The 25,950-nt window shown below is 64.1% G+C and carries 21 protein-coding genes; 9 read left to right on the top strand and 12 right to left on the bottom strand.

Annotated features, from left to right (window positions below; genetic code table 11):
- Positions 1–178: 178 nt before the first annotated feature.
- The 7 genes from AC1D0I_RS24065 to hutI all read right to left on the bottom strand — a co-directional run bounded on the left by AC1D0I_RS24065 (position 179) and on the right by hutI (position 15,281).
- Positions 179–8,761, bottom strand: a complete 8,583-nt coding sequence (locus AC1D0I_RS24065) for a glycoside hydrolase family 94 protein (RefSeq protein WP_477398194.1) — start codon at positions 8,759–8,761, stop codon at positions 179–181.
- A gap of 267 nt (positions 8,762–9,028) precedes the next feature.
- Entirely contained in the window at positions 9,029–9,616 is a 588-nt protein-coding gene (locus AC1D0I_RS24070; RefSeq protein WP_477398196.1) for a HutD/Ves family protein, read from the bottom strand.
- Between the two features lie 11 nt (positions 9,617–9,627).
- Positions 9,628–11,301 carry a urocanate hydratase gene (gene hutU / locus AC1D0I_RS24075; protein WP_477398198.1) on the bottom strand — a complete coding sequence of 558 codons (1,674 nt, stop codon included), beginning with the start codon at positions 11,299–11,301 and terminating at the stop codon, positions 9,628–9,630.
- Positions 11,298–11,672 carry a hypothetical protein gene (locus tag AC1D0I_RS24080; protein ID WP_477286417.1) on the bottom strand — a complete coding sequence of 125 codons (375 nt, stop codon included), beginning with the start codon at positions 11,670–11,672 and terminating at the stop codon, positions 11,298–11,300. Before AC1D0I_RS24080 ends, hutU begins: the two co-directional genes overlap by 4 nt.
- Before the next feature lie 23 nt (positions 11,673–11,695).
- Positions 11,696–12,508: an N-formylglutamate deformylase gene (gene hutG / locus AC1D0I_RS24085; protein ID WP_477398200.1), complete on the bottom strand. Its 813-nt coding sequence runs from the start codon at positions 12,506–12,508 to the stop codon at positions 11,696–11,698.
- Between the two features lie 2 nt (positions 12,509–12,510).
- Positions 12,511–14,049 carry a histidine ammonia-lyase gene (gene hutH / locus AC1D0I_RS24090; RefSeq protein ID WP_477398202.1) on the bottom strand — a complete coding sequence of 513 codons (1,539 nt, stop codon included), beginning with the start codon at positions 14,047–14,049 and terminating at the stop codon, positions 12,511–12,513.
- Positions 14,046–15,281 carry an imidazolonepropionase gene (gene hutI, locus AC1D0I_RS24095; protein WP_477398204.1) on the bottom strand — a complete coding sequence of 412 codons (1,236 nt, stop codon included), beginning with the start codon at positions 15,279–15,281 and terminating at the stop codon, positions 14,046–14,048. Before hutI ends, hutH begins: the two co-directional genes overlap by 4 nt.
- A 98-nt stretch (positions 15,282–15,379) precedes the next feature.
- Between hutI and AC1D0I_RS24100 the strand changes: the two genes are divergently transcribed.
- Positions 15,380–16,732 carry a formimidoylglutamate deiminase gene (locus AC1D0I_RS24100; RefSeq protein ID WP_477398206.1) on the top strand — a complete coding sequence of 451 codons (1,353 nt, stop codon included), beginning with the start codon at positions 15,380–15,382 and terminating at the stop codon, positions 16,730–16,732.
- On the top strand, positions 16,729–17,469 hold the full coding sequence (gene hutC / locus AC1D0I_RS24105; RefSeq protein ID WP_477398208.1) for a histidine utilization repressor: 741 nt from the start codon (positions 16,729–16,731) through the stop codon (positions 17,467–17,469). Before AC1D0I_RS24100 ends, hutC begins: the two co-directional genes overlap by 4 nt.
- A gap of 99 nt (positions 17,470–17,568) precedes the next feature.
- Here hutC and AC1D0I_RS24110 read toward each other — a convergent pair whose 3' ends face one another.
- The gene (locus tag AC1D0I_RS24110; RefSeq protein WP_095085854.1) at positions 17,569–17,913 is read right to left on the bottom strand and encodes a RidA family protein; all 345 of its coding nucleotides are present in this window, start codon (positions 17,911–17,913) and stop codon (positions 17,569–17,571) included.
- Positions 17,914–18,150: 237 nt separating this feature from the next.
- Here AC1D0I_RS24110 and aztA point away from each other — a divergent pair, with 237 nt between their 5' ends.
- The 6 genes from aztA (at position 18,151) to AC1D0I_RS24140 (ending at position 22,232) form a co-directional block, all read left to right on the top strand.
- On the top strand, positions 18,151–18,969 hold the full coding sequence (gene aztA, locus AC1D0I_RS24115) for a zinc ABC transporter ATP-binding protein AztA (protein ID WP_477398210.1): 819 nt from the start codon (positions 18,151–18,153) through the stop codon (positions 18,967–18,969).
- On the top strand, positions 18,969–19,844 hold the full coding sequence (aztB, locus tag AC1D0I_RS24120; RefSeq protein ID WP_477398212.1) for a zinc ABC transporter permease AztB: 876 nt from the start codon (positions 18,969–18,971) through the stop codon (positions 19,842–19,844). The genes aztA and aztB overlap by 1 nt, the downstream gene beginning before the upstream one ends.
- A gap of 28 nt (positions 19,845–19,872) precedes the next feature.
- Positions 19,873–20,808 carry a zinc ABC transporter substrate-binding protein AztC gene (gene aztC / locus AC1D0I_RS24125; protein WP_477398214.1) on the top strand — a complete coding sequence of 312 codons (936 nt, stop codon included), beginning with the start codon at positions 19,873–19,875 and terminating at the stop codon, positions 20,806–20,808.
- A gap of 152 nt (positions 20,809–20,960) precedes the next feature.
- Positions 20,961–21,383, top strand: a complete 423-nt coding sequence (locus AC1D0I_RS24130) for a YeeE/YedE family protein (protein WP_477398216.1) — start codon at positions 20,961–20,963, stop codon at positions 21,381–21,383.
- Positions 21,384–21,387: 4 nt separating this feature from the next.
- Positions 21,388–21,825 carry a DUF6691 family protein gene (locus AC1D0I_RS24135; RefSeq protein ID WP_477398218.1) on the top strand — a complete coding sequence of 146 codons (438 nt, stop codon included), beginning with the start codon at positions 21,388–21,390 and terminating at the stop codon, positions 21,823–21,825.
- Positions 21,826–21,893: 68 nt separating this feature from the next.
- Positions 21,894–22,232 (top strand): protein tyrosine phosphatase family protein, encoded by a 339-nt coding sequence (locus AC1D0I_RS24140; protein ID WP_477304483.1) that lies wholly within the window; start codon positions 21,894–21,896, stop codon positions 22,230–22,232.
- Between the two features lie 13 nt (positions 22,233–22,245).
- On the opposite strand, the gene AC1D0I_RS24145 is transcribed toward AC1D0I_RS24140, so the two are convergent.
- Positions 22,246–22,713: an Lrp/AsnC family transcriptional regulator gene (locus AC1D0I_RS24145; RefSeq protein ID WP_477398220.1), complete on the bottom strand. Its 468-nt coding sequence runs from the start codon at positions 22,711–22,713 to the stop codon at positions 22,246–22,248.
- 136 nt (positions 22,714–22,849) lie between these two features.
- Here AC1D0I_RS24145 and hppD point away from each other — a divergent pair, with 136 nt between their 5' ends.
- Positions 22,850–23,962, top strand: a complete 1,113-nt coding sequence (hppD, locus tag AC1D0I_RS24150; protein WP_477398222.1) for a 4-hydroxyphenylpyruvate dioxygenase — start codon at positions 22,850–22,852, stop codon at positions 23,960–23,962.
- Positions 23,963–24,014: 52 nt separating this feature from the next.
- Here the strand turns inward: hppD and AC1D0I_RS24155 are convergent, their stop codons facing one another.
- Genes AC1D0I_RS24155 through AC1D0I_RS24165 form a run of 3 tightly spaced genes read right to left on the bottom strand, consistent with a single transcriptional unit; the run spans position 24,015 to position 25,865 of the window.
- On the bottom strand, positions 24,015–24,557 hold the full coding sequence (locus AC1D0I_RS24155; protein ID WP_477398224.1) for a DinB family protein: 543 nt from the start codon (positions 24,555–24,557) through the stop codon (positions 24,015–24,017).
- Positions 24,554–24,847: a hypothetical protein gene (locus tag AC1D0I_RS24160; protein ID WP_477398226.1), complete on the bottom strand. Its 294-nt coding sequence runs from the start codon at positions 24,845–24,847 to the stop codon at positions 24,554–24,556. The genes AC1D0I_RS24155 and AC1D0I_RS24160 overlap by 4 nt, the downstream gene beginning before the upstream one ends.
- 4 nt (positions 24,848–24,851) lie before the next feature.
- Complete coding sequence (locus AC1D0I_RS24165) at positions 24,852–25,865, bottom strand: fumarylacetoacetate hydrolase family protein (protein WP_477398228.1); 1,014 nt, start codon at positions 25,863–25,865, stop codon at positions 24,852–24,854.
- Positions 25,866–25,950 lie beyond the last annotated feature (85 nt).

The raw sequence follows: 25,950 nt of genomic DNA on the forward strand, positions 1-25,950 counted from the left end.
AGCCTGGGCGCCGTATGCACTTTGCATCAAGCCTTTGATTTTATGTGCTTTTAATCGGCATGCCCTTCACGCAAGGCGATGGCAACGCCGGGTAGCATGGCGCCTTACATCCTGTCGTGGTCCCGAAAACCGCCCCCGGGCTCTTGAGCCCGAGAGCACGCTTTCTGGGCAAAATGCCTCAGGCCGGGATCCTGATGACGACGTCGGTAACTTCGCCATCCTTCAGTTCGACTGCCGAAACCTTGGTCTTGGCCCCATTCAGCTCCAGCGAAACCGCCTTGGCCTTATTGTCGCGGACGACGCGAACCTTGAGTTCGGCCCCCAGCATCTTGAGGGTTGCCGAGTATCCGTCCCAATGGCCGGGGAGTTTTGGCTTGAACTGAACACGCTTGCCGCGCCGTTCGATGCCGAGGATCCCTTCGACTGCAGCCCTGTAGAGCCAGCCGGCCGAGCCGGTGTACCAGGTCCAGCCGCCACGGCCGCCCTTGTCGTCCCCGGCGTAGATGTCAGCCGCCACCACATAGGGCTCGACGCGATAGTGCTCGGCCGAGGCCTCGTCGGTCGCATGGTTGACCGGGTTCAGCATCGAGAAACAACGATAGGCCTCGTCGGTCCGGCCCATCTCGGCAAGCGCGATGACGAACCACGTGGCGGCGTGGGTGTACTGGCCGCCATTTTCGCGAACACCGGGCGGATAGCTCTTGATGTAACCCGGTTCCTTGTCCGTCTTCGAGAACGGCGGCGTGAACAGCTTGACGATCTTGAGCTTGTCATCGACGAGCAGTTTGGTCGCCTGCTCCATCGCCGTCGTCGATCGGGCCGGATCGCCCTCTCCCGAAAGCACGCTCCAGGACTGGGCGATCGAGTCGATCTTGCACTCCTGCGAGGACCGCGACCCGAGCGGCGTGCCGTCGTCGAAGCTGCCGCGCCTGTACCATTCGCCATCCCATGCCGTGCTTTCAAGCGCCCGCTTCAACGCATCGGCATGCTTTGCCCAGGCTTGCGCGTGCTTGGCATCGCCTTCGGTCTTGGCAATTGCGGCGAAGTCGCCCAGCGTCTTCAGCAGGAACCAGCCGAGCCAGACGCTCTCGCCCTTGCCGTGTTCGCCGACGCGGTTCATCCCGTCGTTCCAGTCGCCGCCGAGGATCAGCGGCAGCCCGGCGGGACTGCTGCGCTTGATGGCAAGATCGAGCGCCCGGGCGCAATGGTCGTAGAGCGACGCCGTCTTCTTCAAAATTTCCGGGGTGAAGAAGGCATCGTGCTCGCCCTCGCCCAGCGCCTGTCCATCGATGAACGGCAGTTGCTGCTTCAGGATGGTGGCATCGCCGGTGACCAGCAAATAGCGCGCCGTGGCGTGGGCCAGCCAGACCACGTCGTCTGAGATCATGGTGCGCACGCCGGCCCCAGTGCGCGGCAGCCACCAGTGCTGCACGTCGCCTTCGGGGAACTGCCGCCGCGCCGCATTGAGGATCTGGTCGCGCGCCAGTTGCGGATCATGCGCCAGCAATGCCAGCGTGTCCTGCAACTGGTCGCGGAAGCCGAACGCACCGCTTGCCTGGTAGAAGGCGGAGCGGGCGCGGATGCGGCAGGCGAGGCTCTGGTAGGGCAGCCAGTGGTTGACCATGGCGTCGAGCGCCTTGTCCGGCGTCTCGACCTGGATGGTGTCGAGGAAGCCGCGCCATTCGCGCTCATTGTCGGCCAGCCGCCGGTCGAAATCCTTGACCCGATGCTCCTGCACCAAGGCGCTGGCCTCCTCGACGGTCTCAGCATCGCCGAGCAGCCAGAGCAGCGTCACGTCGCCGCCGGCCGGGATTTCGATGTCGCGGGCAATCGCAGCGCAAGGATCGTCTCCGGCCTCGACACGACCCGACAACGCCGCGCCGCTCAGCACCGCCTGTGGGAGTTCGCTGGAGCCATGCCGGCCGAGGAACTCCGAACGGTCGGTCGTCACCGAATGGACGCCCCCGTCGGCGGCAAGGAAAGCCACCCGCTCGCTGAAATCGAGCCCGTAGGGGTTTTGCGCCAGCAACGCACCGGTAGCAGCGTCGCGCGACGGGACGATGGTTGCCGCCGTGCGCGACCGATGCCCGCCGAGCACCCATTCAGCATAGGCGTAGACACGCAGCCGCGCCGGCACCGAGCCCGAATTCTGGATACGCAGCCGCGAGATCTTCACCGGGTCGATCGGGTCGACGACATGGGTGAGGTCCATCGACAGCGGCCCGCGCCTCGAACGGAACGTCGAGAAACCCTGGCCGTGCCAGGCCTCGTAGGTCATCGAGGGGTCGCGTACCACGGCGGCGAGCGGCGAGAACGCCTTGCCGCTGGCCTGATCGTAGATGTAGACGCCCTCGCCCGGCCGGTTCGAGACCGGATCGTTCGACCACGGCGTCAGCTGGTAGTCACGGCTGTTGCGGCTCCAGGTGAAGGCGGCACCCTCGGCGGAGGTGTGGAAGCCGAACGAAGCGTTGGAGACGACGTTGATCCATGGCTGCGGCGTCGTGCGCCGGCCAGCCAGGCGCACGACATAGTGCCGCCCGTTGCCATCGAAACCACCGAAGCCATTCCATTGGCCGAGGCCGCTTCCATCGGCGCTGACATCCGCCACGGCCTGCAAAGCGTGCATCACGGGCACCGGCGACGGCAATTCGCGCGCGACCGCCAATGCTGCCGGCTGCAGGGCGTCGCGCGCCTGCAGGGCGGCCGCCTCCGCCCGCTCGATCTGGTCGAAGATGGTGCCGTTGCGCGTGTGCAGGACGACGCGGGCGACAGCGAGCAGCGTCTTGTAGGTGGTCTCGTCCATCAGGTCACGGCGAACCGCGAAAATGTGCTGGCGGGGTCCGAGTTCCTTGCCGCGCAGGCGGCTGTTTTCGCACAGCGTCTCGACCGCCCGCTGCAGATCCTGGACATAGGAGGACGCCTGCTCGTTGACGACGACGAAGTCGATCATCATGCCGCGGGTGCGCATGTACTCCTGGAAACGCAGCGCCTGGGCGACGATTTCGAGATCGGCGACGTCGCCAATCCTGACCAGGAAGATCGGGAAATCGCCCGAAATGCTGGTCGGCCACAGGCTCGATTGCTTGCCCAGCCCCGTGGCGATGGATTCGGCCGGAAGACGCAGGAACGGATCCGGATAGATCAGATAGCGGGCCAGTTTCTGCACATTGGCGGCATCGGTCAGGCTGAGGCCCATATGGCGGGTCTGCACCTGGCTTCGCGTCCAGGCGAGCATGGCCTGGCGGGCAAAACTCTCCGGATGGTCAAGCCGTGCAAGGGCCTCTTCCAGTTCGGCGCGGCTGGCGCCGACCACCGTCCAGAAGGTCAGCGATATCTTCTTGTTGGCAGGGACACGCACCTGGCGGCGCAGCGCTGCGACCGGATCGAGCGTAAAGCCCGAATGGCCGCCAAGCCTGGCGCCGGGGTCGAAGGCGGCCGCGTCGACGATGGTGCGGCCGCGGCCGATGAAGGCACGCCGGTCGGTCTCGGCTTCGGCATCGCGCGCCGATCCGGACGGATCGGTGACGAAATGCACCATGGCGATATCGGGCTCGCTGGTCTCCCGCTTGCGCCGCGTCGCAAAGATCTGCGCGTTGTTCGATGCGATTTCGGTTTCCACGAACATCTTCGAGAAAGCCGGATGCGCGTTGTCCGACGCCTCCAGGCCGAGCACCAGTTCGGCAAAGGAGGTGACTTCAATGTGACGGTCGGACGGCCCGTCATTGTAGAGCGTGACCCGACGGCCCTCGCCATTGCCTTCCGAGATGACGATGCATTCGACTTCGGACCGCAACGTGCCCACCGATTTGACGAAGCTTGCCTTGTCGTCGGAGAACAAGGTCTGCGCCTTTTCCTCGGCCGCACGCTTCGGCTCGGCCGTGGCGGACCACCAATCGCCGGTGCCTGCGTCCCGCAGGAAGATGTAGGAGCCGAGCCGGTCCTCGGTCGGATCCGGCTGCCAGCGGGTGATGGAGAGATCGCCCCAGCGGCTGTAGCCCGAGCCGGTCGCGGTGACCATCACCGAATAGCGGCCGTTCGACATCACGCTGGTCGACCGCAGCGACCGCAACGGATCGAGCACGATGCGGGTGTCGGGGCTCTCGACTTCCGTCTCGTCCTTGGAGCGCTCGTCGGCCTCGGTCCTGACGGTCGCGGTCGGGATGTCGCGCGGTGCCCTCTCCTGCAGCAGCAGCTCAGCCGATTCGATGACCGGGTCACTGTGGAAGCGATCGCGCATGCGGCCTTCGAAGATGGCGTCGGCGACGGCCACGATCGACATGCCCGAATGGTGGGCCATGTAGTTCTGCACGACGACATGATCGGTGCCTTCCGGCACGCGCTGCGGCGTGAAGTCGACAGCGTCGTAGTAACCGTGGCGGCCAAGCGCGCCGATCTCCCGCAGCCTGGCGAGATTCTGCACGGCTTCGCGCGGGTTGAACTGTGCCGCGAGCACGGTGGCATAGGGCGCGATCACCGTGTTCTGGCCAAGGCCGCGCTTCAGGCCGAGCCCGGGCACGCCGAAATTGGTGTACTGGTAAGTCAGTTCGCGGTCGCGGGCGTTGTAGGCCGCTTCCGAAATGCCCCACGGCACGTTCTTCTGGCGGCCATACTGGATTTGCCGCTTGATGATCAGCTTGCTGGTCTGGTTGAGAATGCTGCCTTGCGGCTCCTTCATCACCAGAGGCGGCATCAGATATTCGAACATCGAGCCGGACCAGGACATCAGCGCGCCCTTGAAACCGATCTCGACGATCGGCCGGCCAAGCCGGAACCAGTGCTCGGTCGGCAGGTCGCCCTTGGCGATGGCGAACAGGCTGGTCAGCCGCGCCTCGGAAGCCATAAGGTCGTAGCAGCTTTCATCGAGCTGGTGCTCCTCGACCCGGTAGCCGATCGACAGCAGCTTGCGTTCGGGCCGCATCAGGAAGGAGAAATCCATCTCGAACGCGAAGCGGCGCGTGCGCTCGCGCAAGGTGAGCAGCTTGGCGCGCAGCGCCTCGACGGCATTGTCGTCGCTATGCGCATCATGGACATGCGCCTCGCAGGTGGCCTCGAGCCTGGCCGCCCAGTCGACGATGACGTCGCTCTGGGCCGACGCCGCCTCGGTGTGGATGGCGGTGGCGAGCTTGCGGATCTCGCCGGCCAGCACGGCCAGATTGATGGTGCGGATCGACGCCATTTCCGGCTGCGCCTTGATGGTGTCTACCGCGCGCCGCATGCCGTCGAGACGGTCGACGAGGCGCTGGCGCAGGGGTCGCAGCTGTCGGCGGTCGTCGGGCAGTTCGTCGAGGCTCTCGCTGAGGATGGTCACCGTGTCGAGAATGCCTTCGAAATCGCCCTGGAGATGGACCGAGGGCGCTTCCGCCCATTCGGCGCACGCCGCCGCCACCGCCACCAGATGACCCGCAAGATTGCCGCTGTCGACCGCCGAGATGTAGAGCGGGTAGAGCGGCTTCAGCGTCGTCGTGTCATACCAGTTAAAGAGGTGGCCACGGTCGCGCGGCATGCCCTCGATCGTCGTCATGGTGGCGTCGATGCGGGTGATGGCGTCGGACAGGCTGATCCAGCCGAAGTCGCGGGCAGAGACGACCGACAGCAGGTAGACGCCGATATTGGTCGGCGAGGTGCGCGGCGCCACGACCGGCGCCGGGCTTTCCTGGAAATTGTCCGGCGGCAGATTGTGGTGCTCGGCCGTCACGAAGCTTTCGAAATAATGCCAGGTGCGCCGCGCCACCGTACGCAGTGCGTGGATATCGGCTTGCGATATGCGCAAGCGATCCTCGGTTTCGGCCGAGCGGCTGATCCAGCTGGCGATGGCCGGCGAAGCGATCCAGAACAGGGCGAAGAAGAAGGCGACGAACGCGCCGGTGGAGTCGGCAAGCACCGGGATGGCAAGGCCGACGAAGCCGATGATCACGGTCCCATACATCATGCCGTAATAGGAGCCGACATCGTTGTCGCCAGCCTTGTGCGCCTGCGAGGCGGTGCGCCATTCCAGCAGGTTCTGGCGGCTGACGAAGAGCCGGTAAATCGTGCGGATTATGGCGTCACCCATCATCCAGGCGTTGTGCGCCATCAGCACGATCTTCAGCGCCACCATGGCGGTGCCGAAGGCGACGTCGCGCGCCAAGGCCGAGAAATGGCCGCGCGGCGTCTGGTCGCCGCTCTTGGGAAGGATGGCGTTGACGATGTCGAATGTCGGCGCCATGAACAGGCTGAGGATCAGCAGGGCCTGCCATTGGGCGGCCTGCGTGAAGGGCAGCAGCGTCCAGCCGGCGATCGCGGCCATGACCCAGAAGATCGGCGTCAGCGAGCGGCGCAGATTGTCGACCATCTTCCAGCGCGACAGGGCCGGCACGCCGGAGCGCGGATCGAGCATGAAGCCGAGAAGCTGCCAGTCGCCGCGTGCCCAGCGATGGTGGCGCGAGGCGTCGACCGAGTAACGGGTTGGATAGTCTTCGACCAGTTCGACGTCGGTGACCAGCGCCGAGCGCGCCAGCGCGCCTTCCAGCAGGTCGTGGCTGAGGATGGTGTTTTCCTCGATGCGGCCCTGCAGTGCTGCCTCGAAAGCATCGACGTGATAAAGGCCCTTGCCGGTGAAGGACCCGTCGCCGAAGACGTCCTGATAGAGATCGGAGACGGCAAAGACATAAGGGTCGAGGCCGCGATTGGCCGAGAAGACCCGCTGGAAAAACGACGCATCGTCGCCGCTGGTCAACGACGCGGTGATGCGCGGCTGCAGGATGGCATAGCCGGCCGTGACAACACGCTTGGTAGCATCGAAATGCGGACGGTTGAGCGGATGGCAGAGCTTGCCGACCAAGGTCGCGACCGCGTCGCGGGTGGTGCGGGTGTCGGCATCGAGCGTCATCACATGGACGACGTTTTCCGGCAGCTGCACGTCGAGCGGCAGGAATGTGGTGTCACTGTCGCCGCGCAGCAGAAGATCGAGTTCGTGCAGCTTGCCGCGCTTGCGCTCCCAGCCCATCCAGGACCCTTGCGCCGCATTGAAGAGCCGGCGCCGGTGCAGAATGTAGAAACGCGGCGCGCCTTCGGAGGGATAGCGGGCGTTGAGACGAGCGATCTCGGCACGGGCGAATTCGAGGATTTCGGTATCGGCCGCATCGATCTCGATCTTGCTGTCGGGCCAGTCCGAGAGCAGTGCGAAATAGATTTCATCCGCCGTGTTGGCGAGATGATGCACCTCGATATTGCGGATGTTTTCCTCGACGTCGTCGCGTGAGCCGATCAGCGACGGCACCACCACCAGCGTGCGCGCCTCGGACGGCACGCCGTGCCTGTAATCATAGCCAACGAGGCGCGTCGGTTTCAGGAACAGCGATACGACGGTGTTGAAGAAGGCGAGCGCGCCCTCGCTGGCCGGTACGGCAAACAGCGCCAGCATCAAGACGATCGACGGCACCGACAGGCCGAGATTGGCCAGCGCATTGCCGGTGAGCACGAGAAGCAGGGCCGTCAGCGCAAACACCGGTACGACGATGCCAAGCCATCCGGTCTTGCGGAAGGTGCGCTTGACCGTCTGGCTGATGGTCGGCCGATAGCCGATCGCCTTCTCCAGTTCCAGCCGGCGCGGACCGACGAGGAAGAAACCGACATCGGTGTGGGCGGATGCAACTTGGGCGGCAGCGCCTTCATCATCGCCCGACAGGGTCTCGGTGGCGACGTGATCGGCCAACTCGATGGCCTTCTCGGCGACGCGATATTCCGAAAGGTCGGAGCGGCGCGCCAGCTCCTCGATCGCGGTCCGGTACTGGTCACGCGAGAAGAAGTCGAGCGCGGCGAAATCGGTGCGCTCGCGCAGCACCGTGTCGATGCGGCTGACGCCTTCGAACCACACCGTCCAGTCGACGTCGTTGATGAGGCGCAGGCCGCGGATGATGTTTCCGGTCGTCACATTGCCGCTGGACAGTGTGTGATGTTCGGAAATGATGATTTCCTCGGCATCGGAGCCGGTCTTTTCGAGCTCGCCTTCGAGCCATTCCAGGGCTTTGCCGGCATTCTGCGATCCATCGCGCAAGCGATAGAGCAGCTGGGTGGCGAAGGTGGTGTCCTGCGCATGAGCGCTGAATTTGGACAGGATCGCCTGCCGGTCCGGGCTGTCGTCGGTCGCCAGAACCTTGTCGGCGACATCGTTGGCGATCTGGCGCATCTGCCGGGTGCGGTTGACCCTGACCGCCAGCCGGCGGAGATTTTCGATCAGGACGAAGCGCAGAAGCGACGGCAGCGCCCAGAGTTCGCCGATCTTCAGCGGCTCGAGCGACTGGAAGCCCTGGACGATGGACTTGAACATCGTCGCCGAGACGGAACTGTCCGAATGCGCCACATAGGTCCAGGCCAGCGCCAGCGCGCGCGGCACGCTGCCGCCCTCGGGCAGTTTCAGGCTGGGCAGTTGGCGGTAGAAGCGGCGCGGCAGATCGCGCTTGACCTGGAAAATGGTTTCTTCGACCAGATAATTGTTGTCGAGAAGCCACTGCGCCGCCGGCGTGATCGTCTCGCCCCTCGCCTGCGCGGCATTGGTCGAGCGGTAGACTTCCAAGATCTTCTTGGCGCTGTCGCGGATGCGGGCCTGAAAGTCGAACGGCGTCAGGCCGAACAGATCGGTGAGATCGCCTTTTGCCAGGCTTTCGCCAAGCAGGCGAAGACGCTCTTCGGGCAGGAAATTGGATCGGATCGGCTCTTCCGTGATGGCTGGGAAGCTCGCGCTCGTCTTCTCGATCTGGGCAGGGGTCGTCTGAATATTCATTGAAAATTCCGTATGCGGACACTGAGCGGCGTCACCGCCACGGCAATGGCCCTAAAACCGATTCAAATGCAATTGGTTGCATAATCCCACTTGCTGAAAGTTTGTTTCCGCACCACGACAGGGCGTTATCTCTCAGCAAAAATTCCAAGACGAGCGCCCCTTCTCCCGTCAAGCTCGATCGACGGGGAGGATTCAGGCTTTTTCGTGATGCCGCCGATAGCTTACGCTATATTTCGCCGGCATCGCGATCATGTTTGGAAACAAGCGTTAATCGTTGCCGGAGATGCCGCCGATCCGGATCACGAACAGCGTCGTCTCCTGGACGGGCTGGATAAAGAGGCTGGCGGTGTCCGGGCCGGGCAGCAGCGTGTCGAGCGGCCCGAGGTGGACCGGCTCGGTGCCGGGAACGGTGACTTCGCCGTTCAAACACAGGACGAGAGTCGTCCCGGTCCCCGTCCTGATTTCCACAGGGCTCGAAACCATAAGGCGTTCGACCGAATGCGTCATCCGGCTGCGGCGGGTCATGACATTGAGGTCGGTGATCGGCCCGCCGATCAGCGCGGCCGCGGTCGCCACGTCAGCTGGGAAGGAAAGTGGGGCGGTCGCCCTGGTGACTGATATCGGCGGGCGGCCAGCAATATCCAGCACGATGCCCTCGCCTTCGAGCACTGCAAGCGTGCGATCGATACCGGCAAATTGCGAGAACGGACCGCTGCCTTCGACGCGCGCCATCGAGACGCGCCAGTCGAAGTCATTTAGCCCGGCGTCGGCAGGCGAGACGGCGACCTCGGTCGTCACCCCGCCGCCGTTCTTCCACGGCATGGACTTGTATCCGGCTACCCGCAGGACGCGCATCAGTCAGTCCATCACCCGAGAATGCCGGGCAGGTTGAGCTGGTGCTCCCTCGCGCATTCGACGGCGATGTCGTAACCGGCATCGGCGTGGCGCATGACGCCGGTCGCCGGGTCGTTCCACAACACCCGCTCGAGGCGCCTGGCCGCTTCACGCGTACCGTCGGCGACGATGACCATGCCGGCGTGCTGTGAGAAGCCCATGCCGACACCGCCGCCATGGTGCAGCGACACCCAGGTGGCGCCCGATGCGGTGTTGAGCAGCGCGTTGAGCAGCGGCCAGTCGGACACCGCGTCCGAACCGTCCTTCATCGATTCCGTCTCGCGGTTCGGCGAGGCGACCGAGCCGGAATCGAGATGGTCGCGGCCGATGACGACAGGCGCCTTGAGCTCGCCCTTGGCCACCATCTCGTTGAAGGCGAGGCCGAGCCTGTGCCGGTCGCCAAGACCAACCCAGCAGATGCGCGCCGGCAGGCCCTGGAAGGCGATGCGCTCGCGCGCCATGTCGAGCCAGTTGTGCAGATGGGTGTTGCCGGGCGTCAGTTCGCGTACCTTGGCGTCGGTCTTGTAGATATCCTCGGGATCGCCCGACAGGGCCGCCCAGCGGAACGGGCCGATGCCGCGGCAAAACAGCGGTCGGATATAGGCCGGCACGAAGCCGGGGAAGGCAAAGGCGTTCTCGAATCCCTCCTCCTTGGCCACCTGGCGGATGTTGTTGCCGTAGTCGAGCGTCGGCACGCCGGCGTTCCAGAACGCCACCATCGCCTCGACATGTTCGCGCATCGAGGCGCGGGCGGCTTTTTCAACTGCCCTCGGGTCGCTGACGCGCTTCTCACGCCACTCAGCCATCGTCCAGCCCTTGGGCAGATAGCCGTTGATGGGGTCGTGGGCCGAGGTCTGGTCGGTGACCATATCGGGGCGAATGCCGCGCCTGAACATTTCCGGAACGATCTCGGCCGTATTGCCGAGCAGGCCTACCGACTTCGCCTCGCCTGCCTTGGTCCAGCGCTCGATCATCGCCATCGCCTCGTCGAGCGTCTCGGCCTTCTCGTCGACATAGCGGGTGCGCAAGCGGAAATCGATCGAATCCGGGTTGCATTCGATGGCCAGGCAGCAGGCGCCGGCCATGACTGCGGCGAGCGGCTGGGCGCCGCCCATGCCGCCGAGGCCGCCGGTCAGGATCCACTTGCCCTTGAGATTGCCGCCATAGTGCTGGCGGCCGGCCTCGACGAAGGTCTCGTAGGTGCCCTGCACGATACCTTGCGTGCCGATGTAGATCCACGAGCCGGCCGTCATCTGGCCGTACATCATCAGGCCCTTCTTATCGAGCTCGTTGAACTTTTCCCATGTCGCCCAGTGCGGCACCAGGTTGGAGTTCGCGATCAGCACGCGCGGCGCGTCGGGATGGGTGCGGAAGACGCCGACCGGCTTGCCCGACTGCACAAGCAAGGTCTCGTCATCGGCCAACGTCCTCAACGAGGCGACGATGCGGTCAAAGTCGTTCCAGGTGCGCGCCGCCCGGCCGATGCCGCCATAGACAACCAGCTCGTTGGGGTTTTCGGCGACGTCCGGGTCGAGATTGTTCATCAGCATGCGCAGCGGCGCCTCCGTCAACCAGGAGCGGGCGCTGATTTCCGTGCCGCGCGGGCTGCGGACTTCGCGGATGTTGTGGCGAGGATTGTTCATCATTGTCCCTTTCGAATGAGGTGCGCGGCGTTGCGGTGGCCGTCAGCACTGATCCAGGTGACCTGCTCATGGGCAGGGTCGGAAGTATCGATGGTCATGGCGTAGCAGGCCCAGACATCCGAAGGCGGCCATAGCGAGCAGTACTGGTCGCCACGAACATCCCAACGCCCGGGAGACTGGGTGCCGCCTTTTGTGTAGATGGTGGCGCCGCCGTCGTCGAAGCTCTGTGTCCAGTCCGGCCCTTCGACATGAGCGCCTTTCAAGGTGGCGAGGATGTTGGCGCCCTTCATCGTCACCTCATCGGCGGACGCGCCGAAAACCGGCGTCGCTGCGAACAGAATGGCGAGAAAGCCGATCCTGGCATGGCGGTTCATGACATCCTCCCGATGTTTCGATGTCAGCTCTGCGTCCAGGTGATCGCGGTCTCGAGAATCTTCTTCAGCTTCGCGGCCATGGGTGCGGCGAACGCGGCATCATAGGGCACCGGCCAATTGTCCGGTTCACCCTTGCCCTCGGGCTCATGCAAGTAGCCGCGATCGGCAAGTTCCATCTGCAGCGCATGGAAGCCGCCTTGCGGATTGCCGAAGTAGCGCGTGATCCAGCCACCCTTGAAACGGCCGTTGATGACGTAGCTGTCGCCGCTTTCGGCCATGATCTGGCCGACCAGGCCCTGCAGCACCGGATCGGCGGTCTGGCCGTCATTGGTGCCGAGATTGAACACCGGCAACGTGCCATAGAACAGACGCGGCAGAACCGATCGGATCGAGTGGCAATCATAGATGACGACCTTCGGATGCAGGCCGCGCAGCCTGATGGCCTGCGCCCCCAACATCTCATGGTAGGGTGCGAAATACGACTGATAGCGCTGGCTGATTTCCGCCGGCATCGGTTCCTCGCCGGGCAGGTAAAGCGGGTCACCGTCGAAAGTCTCTGTCGGGCAAAGCGTCGTCGTCGTCTGCCCCGGATAGAGCGAGGCGCCTGAGGGATCGCGGTTGACGTCGATGACGGTGCGCGAGATCGACGTATGCACGACCGTCGCGCCAAGGCCGGCGGCGAAATCGTAGAGCTGGTCGATCCACCAGTCGCAGTCGCGGCGACCGAGCCAGGGTGAGACCAGCCGGTTGTCGATGCCGGCGAGATCGATGCCGGTATGCGGGATCGACACCAGCAGAGGTGCCGTGCCTTCCGTCACTGTAAGCCAGTCGGTCATGTTCAGGCTCCCGAGATCGAAGGCAGTGTTACCGCGCCGGCTGCCTTGACGGTCGCGCCGCTGCGCACCATGGCGATGGCTTTTTCCATATCAGGATGGAAATGCCGATCATTGTCGAGATGCGGCACCTCGGCCCGGACCAGCTTGCGCACCGCTTCCAGGGCAGCGCTCGACGCCAGCGGCGCATGGAAATCGCATCCTTGCGTCGCGGCCAGCAGTTCGATGCCGATCACCGCCGTCGCATTCTCGACCATGCCGATCAGCCGGCGCGCGCCATGCGCTGCCATCGAAACGTGGTCTTCCTGGTTGGCCGAGGTCGGGATGGAATCGACGCTGGCCGGATAGGCTTTCTGCTTGTTCTCCGAAACGAGCGCCGCCGCCGTCACCTGCGGGATCATGAAACCGGAATTCAAGCCGGGCTTGGGCGTCAGGAAGGCCGGCATGCCGGACAGCGCGGGATCGACCAGCATGGCGATACGCCGCTCCGACAGCGAGCCGATCTCGCAGACGGCGAGCGCGATCATGTCGGCGGCAAAGGCCACCGGCTCAGCATGAAAATTGCCGCCGGAAAGTGCGGTATCGTCCTCGGCGAAAATCAGCGGATTGTCGGTGACGCCATTGGCCTCGGTGCCCAGCGTGTCCGCCGCCTGACGCAGGACGGTGAGTGCCGCACCCATCACCTGCGGCTGGCAGCGCAGGCAATAGGGATCCTGCACGCGCTCGTCGCCCACGCGGTGTGATTCACGGATGGCACTGCCGGCCATCAGATTGCGCAGCGCATCCGCCGTCTCGATCTGGCCGCGATGCTTTCTCAGTTGATGGATGCGCGGATCGAAGGGCGCATCGGAGCCCTTTGCCGCATCGGTCGACAAGGCGCCGGCGACCAGCGCCGACTGGTAGAGCACTTCGGCCTCGAACAATGCAGCCAGCGCATAGGCCGTCGAGAATTGCGTGCCGTTGAGCAGTGCCAGGCCTTCCTTGGCGCCCAATGTCACTGGCTCCAGCCCGTGCGAAACGAAGGCGACCTTGGCCGGGAAACGGCCATGCGGGGTAAAGCATTCGCCGACGCCGATCATCACCGCCGTCATGTGCGACAGCGGGGCAAGGTCGCCGGAGGCGCCGACGGAGCCTTGCGCCGGGACCACCGGGATGACGTCGTTTGCAAGCATCGCTTCAAGCAACTCGATGGTCTGCGGCCGCACGCCGGAGGCGCCCTGCGCCAGGCTGGCCAACTTCAGCGCCATCATCAGCCGGCAAACAGCGACGGGCATCGGCTCGCCGACGCCGGCGGCATGCGACAGCACGATGTTGCGCTGCAAGGTCTCGAGGTCCGCGGCGGGGATGCGGACGCTGGCCAGTTTGCCGAAGCCGGTGTTGATGCCATAGACCGGCTCGCCCTTTGCGACGATCCTGGCGACGGCCTCGGCGCTCGCCTTGATTTTTGGCTGGCAGGCATCGTCAAGCTTGGGCACGGCGCCACGGTAGATGGCGCGCCAGTCGGCCAGCGTCGCATTGCCAGGCTTCAGGGTCAGTTCGGTCATTGTCCTCTCCAGATGCGGGCATGCAGCGGGTTGAAGCCCATGCGGTAGACGAGTTCAGCGGGGCGCTCGATGTTCCAGATCGCCAGATCGGCGAATTTGCCGGCTTCGAGCGTGCCGGTCTCTCCCAGCAGGCCGAGCGCGCGGGCGGCTTCGCGGGTAACGCCGGCCAGGCATTCATCGACCGTCAGGCCGAACAAGGTCGCCGCCATGTTCATGGTCAGCAACAGCGAGGTCAGCGGCGAGGTGCCGGGATTGTTGTCGGTGGCGACCGCCATCCTGACGCCGTGCTGGCGGAACAGGCCGACCGGCGGCTTCTTGGTCTCACGAATGAAATAGTAGGCACCGGGCAGGATCGTCGCCACGGTTCCCGCCTTCGCCATCGCCATGGCGCCTGCCTCGTCGGTGTATTCGAGATGATCGGCCGACAGCGCACCATAGCGAGCGGCAAGTTCGGCACCATGCAGGTTGGAGAGCTGGTCTGCGTGGAGCTTGACCGGCAAGCCTGCCGCCTTGGCGGCATCGAACACGAGCGCCATCTGCTCCGGAGAAAAGGCAATGCCTTCGCAAAACCCGTCGACGGCATCGGCCAGCCCCTCGGCGGCAACCGCCGGGAGAATTTCTCTTGCGACCAGATCGATAAAGGCGTCCTTGTCGCCCTTGGCTTCCGGCGGCAACGCATGGGCGCCGAGGAAGGTCGTGCGGATCGTCACCGGCCGCTCACCGCCCAGCCGCCGTGCGGCGCGGAGCGACTTCTTTTCGTTTTCCAGATCGAGCCCATAGCCCGACTTTACTTCTACCGTCGTCACGCCGTCGGCGATCAGCGCATCGAGGCGCGGCAGCGACTGCGCGACCAGATCGCTCTCGCTGGCGGCACGCAAGGATTTGACCGAGGAGACAATGCCGCCGCCGGCCCTGGCGACCTCTTCATAGGTGGCGCCGGCCAGCCGCATCTCGAATTCATTGGCGCGGTTGCCGGCATGGACCAGATGGGTATGGCAGTCGATCAGGCCGGGCGTGATCCAGCGCTGCTCGCAATCGATCGTCTCGACATTTTGGGCAAGCGCTGCGGGCATGCCCGATTCAGGGCCGGCATAGACAATGCGGCCATCACGAACCGCGACCGCGCCGTGTTCGACGACGCCAAGTCCGGCGGCTCCCTCGGCCATGGTCGCCAGGCGTGCATTGCGCCATAGACGAAGACCCCCTGCCCGGCTTTTGCTCTCTGCAGCCATCATCTTTTCCGTTTCAATCGGTGGCGATTATGTATATACATATTGAAACGCACTGCAAGTGCCATCATCGCATATGAGACAGGGAACCGGAGAGAAAAGTGACTGACATCTTCGCGGAACAGGCGCTCCTTCCCAATGGCTGGCACAGCAATGTGCGGATCACCTTGGCCAAGGGACGCATAACAACTGTCGAGCCGGGTGCGACCACCGTGGCCGGCGACGAACGCCACGCGATCCTGCTGCCCGGTATGCCCAATTTGCACAGCCATGCCTTCCAGCGCGGCATGGCCGGATTGGCCGAGCTTCGCGGGCCTTCCGCCGACAGTTTCTGGAGCTGGCGCGAGGTGATGTATCGCTTCGCCCTGTCGATGACGCCCGACCAGGTCGAGGCGGTTGCCGCGCAGCTTTATGTTGAGATGCTTGAGGCCGGCTTTTCACGCGTCGGCGAATTTCACTATCTGCATCACGACCGCGACGGACAACCCTATTCCAACCCTGCCGAGATGGCCGAGCGCATCGCGGCGGCGGCCGGCGAAACCGGCATCGGCCTGACGCTGCTGCCGGTGTTCTACGCGCACTCTTCTTTCGGAGGCGCTGCGCCCAACGAAGGCCAACGGCGTTTCATCAACGATGTGAATCGCTTCTCCAGGCTTCTTGAGAAAAGCCGGGAATGCGTTCGCACTTTGAATCAAGCTGTTGTCGGCGTCGCTCCGCACAGTTTGCGCGCCGCGACAGCGGACGAATTGACTGAGGTGGCCGCCATGGCGCCGGATGGGCCGGTCCATATCCACGTCGCCGAGCAGGTGAAGGAAGTCGAGGACTGCCTTGCCTGGTCGGGCGCGCGACCAGTCGAATTCCTGCTGGCCAACGCGAAAGTGGACCAACGCTGGTGTCTCATCCACGCCACGCACATGACCGATGCCGAGACGGTCGCGATGGCCAGGAGCGGCGCGATCGCCGGCCTTTGTCCGATCACCGAGGCCAATCTTGGCGATGGCACTTTTGCAGCGCCGCTGTTCGGGGAGCATGGCGGCCGCTTCGGCGTCGGCTCCGATTCCAATGTGCTGATCGGCCTGCCCGACGAGTTGCGGCAGCTTGAATATTCGCAGCGCCTTGCGCACCGCGCCCGCAATGTGCTGGCGGTGGCCGGCGGCTCGACCGGACGCGCGCTGTTCGATGCCGCGCTCGACGGCGGCAGCGCCGCCCTTGGCGCCGGCGCCTCGCAAATCGCCGCCGGCGCAACCGCCGATCTCGTCTCGCTCGACGGCAATCACCCCTCGCTGGCCGGCAAGACCGGTGACGCGATCCTCGATGCCTGGATCTTCGCCAATGGCAGCAAGGTCGACTGCGTCTGGGTGCACGGCAACAAGCAGGTCAGCGGCGGCCGTCATGCAAGGCGCGAGGCCATCGCCGAGCGGTTTCGCAGCGTGATGACGGCGCTTTCGGCATGAGCATGATCGAGACAGCGGATGCGGAAGGCGGCGTCTCGCTGCACCAGCGCATCCTGTCCGACATCAGCGAAAAGATCCTGTCCGGCGCCTGGGCGCCCGGCCATCGCATCCCGTTCGAGCACGAACTGAGCGCGCAATACAATTGCTCGCGCATGACGGTGAACAAGGCGCTGTCGCAGCTTGCCAAGGCGGGGCTGATCGAGCGGCGCCGCCGCTCAGGCAGCTTTGTCCGCCAACCGCAGTCGCAGGCTGCGGTGCTGGAGATCCATGACATCCGGGTCGAGGTTGAAGCACTCGGGCTGCTTTATCGCTACGAGCGCGTGGCGCGCCACAAAAGGCGCAGTGACGCCGAGGATCGCGCCTTGCTGGAACTCGATGCCGCCGGGCCGGTGCTGGCCCTGGAATGCCGGCATTTCGCCGGCAAGCGGCCGTTCGCGCACGAGCTGCGGCTGATCAACCTGACCGCCGTGCCGGAAGCATCAGACGAGGAATTCCTGGCCATCGCACCCAGCCCGTGGCTGATCGGCCGCGTGCCGTGGAGCGAAGCCGAGCACCGCATCCGTGCGGTCGGCGCCGACAAGCAGGTCGCGGCGGCACTCGACATTGCGGCCGGCGCGCCCTGCCTGGTGGTCGAGCGGCGGACCTGGAGTGCCGAACATCCGGTCACTTATGTGCGCTTCACCTACCCCGCCGACAGCCACACGCTGGTGGCGCGATTCAGGCCGTCACAGGGGTAATTTTTACCCTCCCCCTTGTGGGGGGCGCTGCGAAGCAGTGGGGTGGGGCGCCGACCCCTACCCGGACCTTCGTTCGACCTCCCCACGGGGGTGTAGAAGTCAAACCGCCGCCGTAATAATGATCTCGACCAGATATTCCGGTCCGGCAAGCTTTGCTTCGCCGGTGGCGCGGGCCGGCGTGTTGCCTTGCGGCACCCACTTGTCCCATTCGGCATTCATTTCGGCAAAGGTGCTCATGTCGGCCAGCCAGATGATCGCCTGCAGGATCTTGGTCTTGTCCGAGCCGGCCTTGGCCAGCAGTCCGTCGATGGTCGCCAGGACATCCCTGGTCTGCGACGCGACGTTGCCGCCCGGCTGACCAACCTGGCCGGCCAGATAGACGGTATTGCCGTGGATGACGATCGGGCTCATGCGCGGGCCAACATCGATGCGACGAATGCTCATGGGAGGTTCCTTCCTTTGTGGTCGCGCTTCTTTAAGGTTGCGGCCGGCTTCGGGCAAGGTCGCCCGGTCAAATCCCTTGGCAAATCCCTTTGGGCCAAGGGCGTGTGATGTCCACACACGGCAAGTTGACCGGCAGTAGCAATTCCGCCCGATTGGCTTGTTGACTAATGTAATAACATCACATATCCAATCGGCCGCTACCAGCAGCCCGTTTTCGCTGCCCTCACGGATCGCAGAATGACAAATACCTGCCTGACCTTCCGCGACCTGACGCTTGGCTACGGCAGCCACCCGGCGATCCATCATCTTGACGGTACGATTCGCAAAGGCTCGCTGACTGCGGTGGTCGGCGCCAACGGCTCCGGCAAATCGACGCTGATGAAAGGCATTGTCGGCGTCCTGAAACCGATGGCCGGCGAAGTCATCCGCGCGCCTGGCGTGCGTGCCGCCTATCTGCCGCAGCAATCGGAACTCGACCGCTCCTTCCCGGCGCGGGTGGTTGACCTGGTCTCGCTCGGCCTGTGGCCACGGCGGGGCCTGCTCGGTCGTCACACCAGGGAAGATCGCGATTCCGTCAGCCAGGCGCTGATGGCCGTCGGTCTCGGCGGCTTCGAAAAGCGGCCGATCGACACGCTGTCAGGCGGCCAGTTGCAACGCACGCTGTTTGCGCGAGTGCTGCTGCAGAACGCTGACCTCATCCTGCTCGACGAGCCGTTCAACGCGGTCGACGCCAAGACGGTCGGCGACCTGATCGCGCTGATCAAGCATTGGCATGGCGAAGAGCGCACCATCCTGGTCGTCGTCCACGATCTGGACCTGGTGCGCCAGAATTTCCCCGAAACGCTGCTGCTTGCCCGCCAGCCGATTGCCTGGGGGGAAACCAGGGAAACGCTGAAGCCGGAGAACCTGTTGCGCGCACGCCGCTTCCACGAAGCCTGGGAAGAGAATGCGCCATGGTGCGAGCCGGACGGGCATGCTCATGACCACGATCACGACCATCATGGCCACGCACACGGGCATGACCATCACCACGGTGCCGGACCGAGGGCTGCCTGATGGACACGCTTTACGGTCTCTTCATCGCGCCCTTCGCCGATTTCGGCTTCATGCAGCGGGCTCTGATCGGTTCGCTTATGCTGTCGCTCGGCGCCTGCCCGGTTGGCGTGTTCCTGATGCTGCGGCGCATGAGCCTGTCCGGCGACGCCATGGCGCATGCCATCTTGCCGGGTGCCGCCGCCGGCTTCCTGCTCTACGGCCTGGAAATCCTGCCGATGACCATTGGCGGGCTGATCGCCGGCGTCATCGTGGCGCTCGGCGCCGGCGCCGTCTCGCGCTTCACCATCCAGCGCGAAGACGCCTCGATGGCGGCCTTCTACCTTATTTCGCTCGCCATCGGCGTCTTGATGGTGTCGATCCGCGGCTCCAGCGTCGATCTCATGCATGTGCTGTTCGGCACCGTGCTGGCGCTCAACAACGAAGCGCTGACGCTGATCGGCGGCATTGTGGCGGTGACGCTGGTCAGCCTCGCCATCTTCTGGCGGGCGCTGGTCGCCGAATGCCTCGATCCGCTGTTCCTGCGCTCGGTCAGCCGGCTCGGCAGCCCGGTGCATTTCATCTTCCTCGGCCTCGTTGTGCTCAACCTCGTCGGCGGCTTCCAGGCGCTCGGCACGCTTCTATCGGTCGGACTGATGATGCTGCCGGCGGCAGCCGCCCGTTTCTGGACCGTGCGCGTCGAGCCGATGGTTGTGCTGGCGGTGCTGATCGGCTTTGCCTCCTGCATCGCCGGGCTGCTTCTGTCCTATCACGCGTCGCTACCGTCCGGCCCGGCCATCATCCTGTCGGCCGGCGTGGTCTATTTCGCCTCGATCCTGTTCGGCACGCGCGGCATCCTGCGCGCCCGCATCGTCCATCACCGTCACAGAACGGCCTGATCCCCCGCCCCTAGAAGGAGACCCGTCCATGCTGAAATCGATCCGTGCCGCCTTGGCGATGAGCGTTATAACATTAACTGCCGTTGGCACCTCGCCGGCTTTCGCGGCACCGCTGAAAGTGGTCGCCAGCTTTACCGTCATTGCCGATTTTGCCAAAAATGTCGGTGGCGACCGCATCGATGTCACCACCATCGTCGGACCGGACGGCGATGCCCATGTCTACGAGCCGAGCCCGGCTGACGCGGTGGCGATGGCCAAGGCCGACATCGTGCTGGTCAACGGCCTGCATTTCGAGGGTTTTCTGCAGCGGCTGGTCGATGCCACCGCCACCAAGGCGTCGATCGTCACCTTGACCAAGGGCGTGACGCCGATCGATTTCAAGCCTGAATTCGCCGACGCCGCCGAAGGTGCCGGCACCGGCGGCGGCAAGACGGTCACCGATCCGCACGCCTTCCAGTCGATCACCAATGCCAAGATCTACGTGGCGAACATCGCCGAAGCCTTCTGCGCCGCCGACTCCGACGGCTGCGTCAGCTACCAGACCAATGCTGCCGCCTACACAAAGAAGCTCGACGCCGTCGAAGGCGAAGTGAAGGCCGCGATCGCCTCGATCCCCGAAGCGAAGCGCGTCGTCATCACCTCGCATGACGCCTTCGGCTATTTCGAGCACGAATACGGCCTGACCTTCCTCGCCCCGCAAGGCATCTCGACCGACTCCGAACCGTCCGCCGCCGATGTCGCCAGGCTGGTCGACCAGGTGAAGCAGGACAAGGCGGCGGCGATCTTCGTCGAGAACATCACCAATCCGCGCCTGATCGAGCAGATCGCCAGCGAGACCGGCATCAAGGTCGGCGGCACGCTCTATTCGGATGCGCTGTCGCAGCCCGACGGCCCGGCCTCGACCTATATCGACATGATGCACAACAACATCCGTCAGATCAAAGGCGCCATCCTCGGCAGCTGACGCGCCCTCCCCGGAAAGGCGGAGCCGGTCTCCGCCTTTCTGTTTGCACTCTGGCAGTTTGAGCTGGATTCCGCGCCGGAAATGCCTATCTGCGCTATGGTGTCGAGTTGCGCAAAGACGCGGATCGACCGTGGATCAAAAGCCGGCATCACATGACAGACTTTACGCCTTTCCAGTCGCTGCTTGGCGGCGCTCTTATTGGCCTGTCGGCAGCGCTCTTGATGGCACTGCATGGGCGGATTGCCGGGATGACCGGCATTCTGACCGGCGTCATCCCGCCGCTTTCGCCTGAATGGCGCTGGCGCGCCGCCTTTCTCGCCGGCGCCGTGGCGGCGCCGCTTCTCTATCAGACGGTCGGCGGACACATCGCCTTCAGCGTGCCCGTGTCGACGCTGGCACTTGTCGGTGGCGGCTTCCTGGTCGGCATCGGCGTGCATTTCGGTGGCGGCTGCCCGAGCGGACACGGCATTTGCGGCATAGCGCGGCTATCGCCACGCTCGATCGTCGCCGTCGCGATCTTCATGGTCACAGCCTTCGTCACCGTCTTCATCATCCGCCACGTGATCGGAGGCTGAGCCCGTGAACAAGCTCGTCTCGGCATTTCTGATCGGTGGGATTTTCGGCCTCGGCATCGCCGTGTCCGGGATGATAAATCCTGCCAAGGTGCTGAACTTCTTCGACATCGCCGGTAGCTGGGACCCGAGCCTGATCTTCGTCATGGGTGGTGGCCTTGCGGTCGCCTTCGCCGGCTACCGCCTGATATTCCGGCGCCGTAAGTCACCGGTGTTCGAAGCCGCGTTCGCCCCGCCGACGACGCGCACCATCGACGCGGAGCTGGCCGGCGGCGCCGCTGTCTTCGGCATCGGCTGGGGCATCGCCGGCTTCTGTCCCGGCGGCGCCATTCCCGCGCTTGGTCTCGGCTCCTCCGCGACGGCGATCTTTGGCACGGCGGTGATCGCCGGCATCGTCGTGGCGCGTTTCGCGAGGTCACGGCTTGCTCAGCCGGCCGCGGCATAGGAAGTAGTTGCCGGTTCCGCCGGAGAGTGGCAAGACTTCTCGCCAAATCAGATTGCGAGGATACAGCCATGGAATACCGCGAGATCAGCGAGGCCTATTCGGTCTCAGGCCAGATCCAGCCCGAAGACGTCACCGCCATCAAGGAGGCCGGCTTCAGGAGCGTCATCTGCAACCGGCCCGATGACGAGCAGCCCGGCCAGCCTTCGGCCGACACGCTCAAAGCCGCGGTCGAGGCCGCCGGAATGGCCTTCCGCTACATCCCCGTCATCAGCGGCCAGATCACGGCCGAGAATGTCGAGGATCAAGCCGAGGCGCTCGACGAGCTCCAAGGCCCGGTGTTCGCCTATTGCCGCTCCGGCGCGCGCTGCACCAATCTGTATGGGTTGATCCAGCAGTCGAAGGGTTAAATCGACCCAAGGTTCAAATCGGCAGCGCGCCGGTTTCCTTCAGCGTCTCGAGCACGATCGCCGTCTTCACATGCTGCACAGATTCGTGCGGCAGCAGCACGCCGTTGACGAATTCCGATAGCGACTTCAGGTCGGGTGTCACCACTTTCAGGATGTAGTCCATCTCGCCGGTCAACGCGTGCGCTTCCTGCACCTCGGGCAGCCGCGCCACCAGTTCGCCGAACCGCCTGGCATTGTCGCGATTGTGGGTGGCGAGCGTCACCGAGATGAYGTTGACCAGGGAAAAGCCGAGTTTGTCGCGGTCGAGCACGGCGTGATAGCCCTTGATATAGCCGTCCTCCTCCAGCCGCTGGCGGCGGCGCGAGCATTGTGACGCCGACAGGTTCACCCGCTCCGACAAATCGTTGTTGGTCAGCCCCGCATCGCCCTGCAAGAGCGCCATTATCTTGCGGTCAAATTGATCAATGCGCGTCTCATCCATGGATTTATGCCCTTTCGTGCACGCTTTACGCATGAACTGATCATTTCAAGCGTTTGAATGCAAGCACCATGCGCCGGCTCCGCGCTATGATGGCGTCAGGTGGCCGTTTCAGGCCAAGCCATATCCGGAGACTATCATGGGCCCCTTCCCGCACGACGCCCCGCCCGCCAAGATCAGCAAGGACAACCCCGCCGGCACGGATGGGTTCGAGTTTGTCGAGTTCGCGCATCCGGAGCCCGAAAAGCTCGCCGAACTGTTCACCCGCATGGGCTATGTCGCGGTGGCCAAGCACCGCACGAAAGACATCACCGTTTGGCGCCAGGGCGACATCAACTATGTCGTCAATGCCGAGCCGGGCTCACATGCGATGAAGTTCGCCGGCAAGCACGGCCCTTGTGCTGCATCGATGGCCTGGCGGGTGGTCGATGCCAAGCACGCTTTCGACCACGCCGTTGCCAAGGGCGCCACGCCTTACGAAGGCGACGACAAGGCGCTCGACGTGCCGGCCATCGTCGGCATTGGCGGCTCGCTGCTGTATTTCATCGACACCTATGGCAAGAAGGGCTCGGCCTATGATGCCGAGTTCGAGTGGCTCGGCGCGCGCAACCCGCGGCCGCAAGGCGTCGGCTTCTATTTTCTCGACCACCTCACCCACAATGTCTATCGCGGCCAGATGGACAAATGGTGGGATTTCTACCGCAATTTGTTCGGCTTCAAGCAGATCCATTTCTTCGATATCGACGGTAAGATCACCGGGCTGGTCAGCCGCGCCATCACCTCGCCCTGCGGCAAGATCCGCATCCCGCTCAACGAATCCAAGGACGAGACCAGCCAGATCGCCGAGTATCTGAAGAAGTACAATGGCGAAGGCATCCAGCACATTGCGGTGGGCACCGACGAGATCTACGCCGCCACCGACCGGCTGGCCGAGAACGGACTGAAGTTCATGCCCGGCCCGCCGGAAACCTATTACGACATGTCCTATGATCGCGTGAACGGCCACGACGAGCCGATCGAACGCATGAAGAAGCACGGCATCCTGATCGACGGCGAAGGCGTGGTCGACGGCGGCATGACCAAGATCCTGCTGCAGATCTTTTCGAAAACCGTTATCGGGCCGATCTTCTTCGAGTTCATCCAGCGCAAGGGCGACGAAGGCTTTGGCGAGGGTAATTTCCGCGCCCTGTTCGAATCGATCGAGCAGGACCAGATCAAGCGCGGCGTGATCAAGGTTCAGGCGGCGGAGTAGGCTTCAGGTCGAGCGGATAGCGCATGACCCTGGTTTCGGGTCATGCGCCAAATCAGATCTTGAGGCCCAGCCGCTCGACCTCTTCTTTCCTCAGCCTCATATCGTAGTCGAGCAGGAATTCATCGAGCTGTGGCGGCGCGACCGACGTGCCGGAAAGCATCGCGTGCACCTGGCCGCGATGGTGGATGTCATGCAGGAAGACATGCGCGAGGATGTCGCCGATGCGCTCGGGGATCATGCCGTCCTTGCGCCGGTCGGTGACGACCTGACGATCGAGATCGGCTGCCGAGAGCCGGTCGCAAAAAGCGATCAGGCGACGGTCCGCGGCGACCTGTGCGGCAAACAACGCCTGCGGCTCGTCGATTGGCACAAAATCGTCATGGGCGGCAGCACCGACGCCGCCCTCTTCGAGAAAATCGAGATAGAGAAGATCGACCGCAAGGATGTGGTTGAGCGTCGCCTCGATCGACGGGAAAAAACTGGTGCGTTCGGCTGCGAATTCGCCGGGCTTGAGCTGCAAAACAGCACGGTACAGCCGATCGTTCGACCAGAGATTGTTGCCGGCCATGCGGCGCAGATGATCCAGCAGGTTCATCCGGCTGACCGAACCAGATACAGGCCCGCCCACATAACCGCAAATCCGGCGAGAACGATTAGCAGCAGCCTGTTCATGCGCCGCCGCAAGCCTTGCGTCTCGGCGTCCCGCGCGACTTTCATGTTGGTGATGGTGTGGAACATCATCGCCTTGCGCGGAAAGCCGCTGCGGTTGGTCAGGTCCGGCGAGCGCGCCTCGATGCGGTAGCTCAACCGGATCGCCAGGGTGAACACGGCCAGTATGGCAAGCGCCCAGACGCCCGCCAGCAGATAGAATGCTTCCCCCGTCATTCCCTCACCTCTCGTACTTCTCGACCTTCTGCTCGATGGCGCCGAAGATCGAATGACCGGTCCTGTCCTTCATCTCGATGCGCACCGTGTCGCCGAAGCGCAGGAACGGCGTTTTGGGCGCGCCTGATACAATGGTCTCGATCATGCGCAGTTCGGCGATGCAGGAATAGCCGGCGCCGCCGGCCGAGACAGGCTTGCCTGGTCCGCCGTCGAGCTTGTTGGAGACGGTGCCGGAACCGATGATGGTGCCCGATACCAGCGGCCTCGTCCTTGCGGCGTGGACGATCAGGGCCGGAAAATCGAAGGTCATGTCGACGCCCGCATTGGCCCGGCCGAACGGCTTGCCGTTGAGGTCGGCGAGCAGCGGCAGGCTGACCTTGCCGCCATCCCAGGCGTCGCCCAATTCATCGGGCGTCACCGCGGCAGGTGAAAATGCCGAGGACGGCTTTGATTGGAAGAAGCCGAAACCCTTGGCGAGCTCCGGCCCGGTGAGCGCGCGCAGCGTCACGTCGTTGACCAGCATCACCAGCCGGATCGCGGCGCGTGCCTCATCGAGGCTGGCGCCCATAGGTACGTCGTCGACAATGACAGCGACTTCCCCCTCCATGTCGATGCCGAAGGCCTCGTCGACCATGCGGATCGGATCACGCGGCGCGATGAAGGAATCCGAACCGCCCTGGTAGATCAGCGGATCGGTCCAGAAACTTGCCGGCATTTCGACGCCGCGCGCTTTCCGCACCAGTTCGACATGGTTCACATAGGCCGAGCCATCGGCCCATTGATAGGCGCGCGGCAGCGGTGAGTGCGCGTCATGCTCGTGGAAGCGCTCCGACGGCACCGCGTTGTTCTCCAGCGATTCCGCTATTGTCGCGAGGTGCGGGGCGATGCGCCGCCAGTCGTCCAGCGCTGCCTGCAGGGTGCGCACCAGGAACGAGGCGTCGGTGAAGCGTGTCAGGTCGCGCGAGACGACGACGAGTTTTCCGTCACGCGTCCCATCCTTCAGTGTGGCAAGCTTCATGCGGTTTCCTCTCCTGTTACGGCTTTGGCGCCGCTTTGGATTTTTGTTTTACGCATTATCTCCAGCGAAAAGCGGTTTCCACTTT

It is taken from the genome of Mesorhizobium sp. P2_D1 (assembly GCF_056404455.1).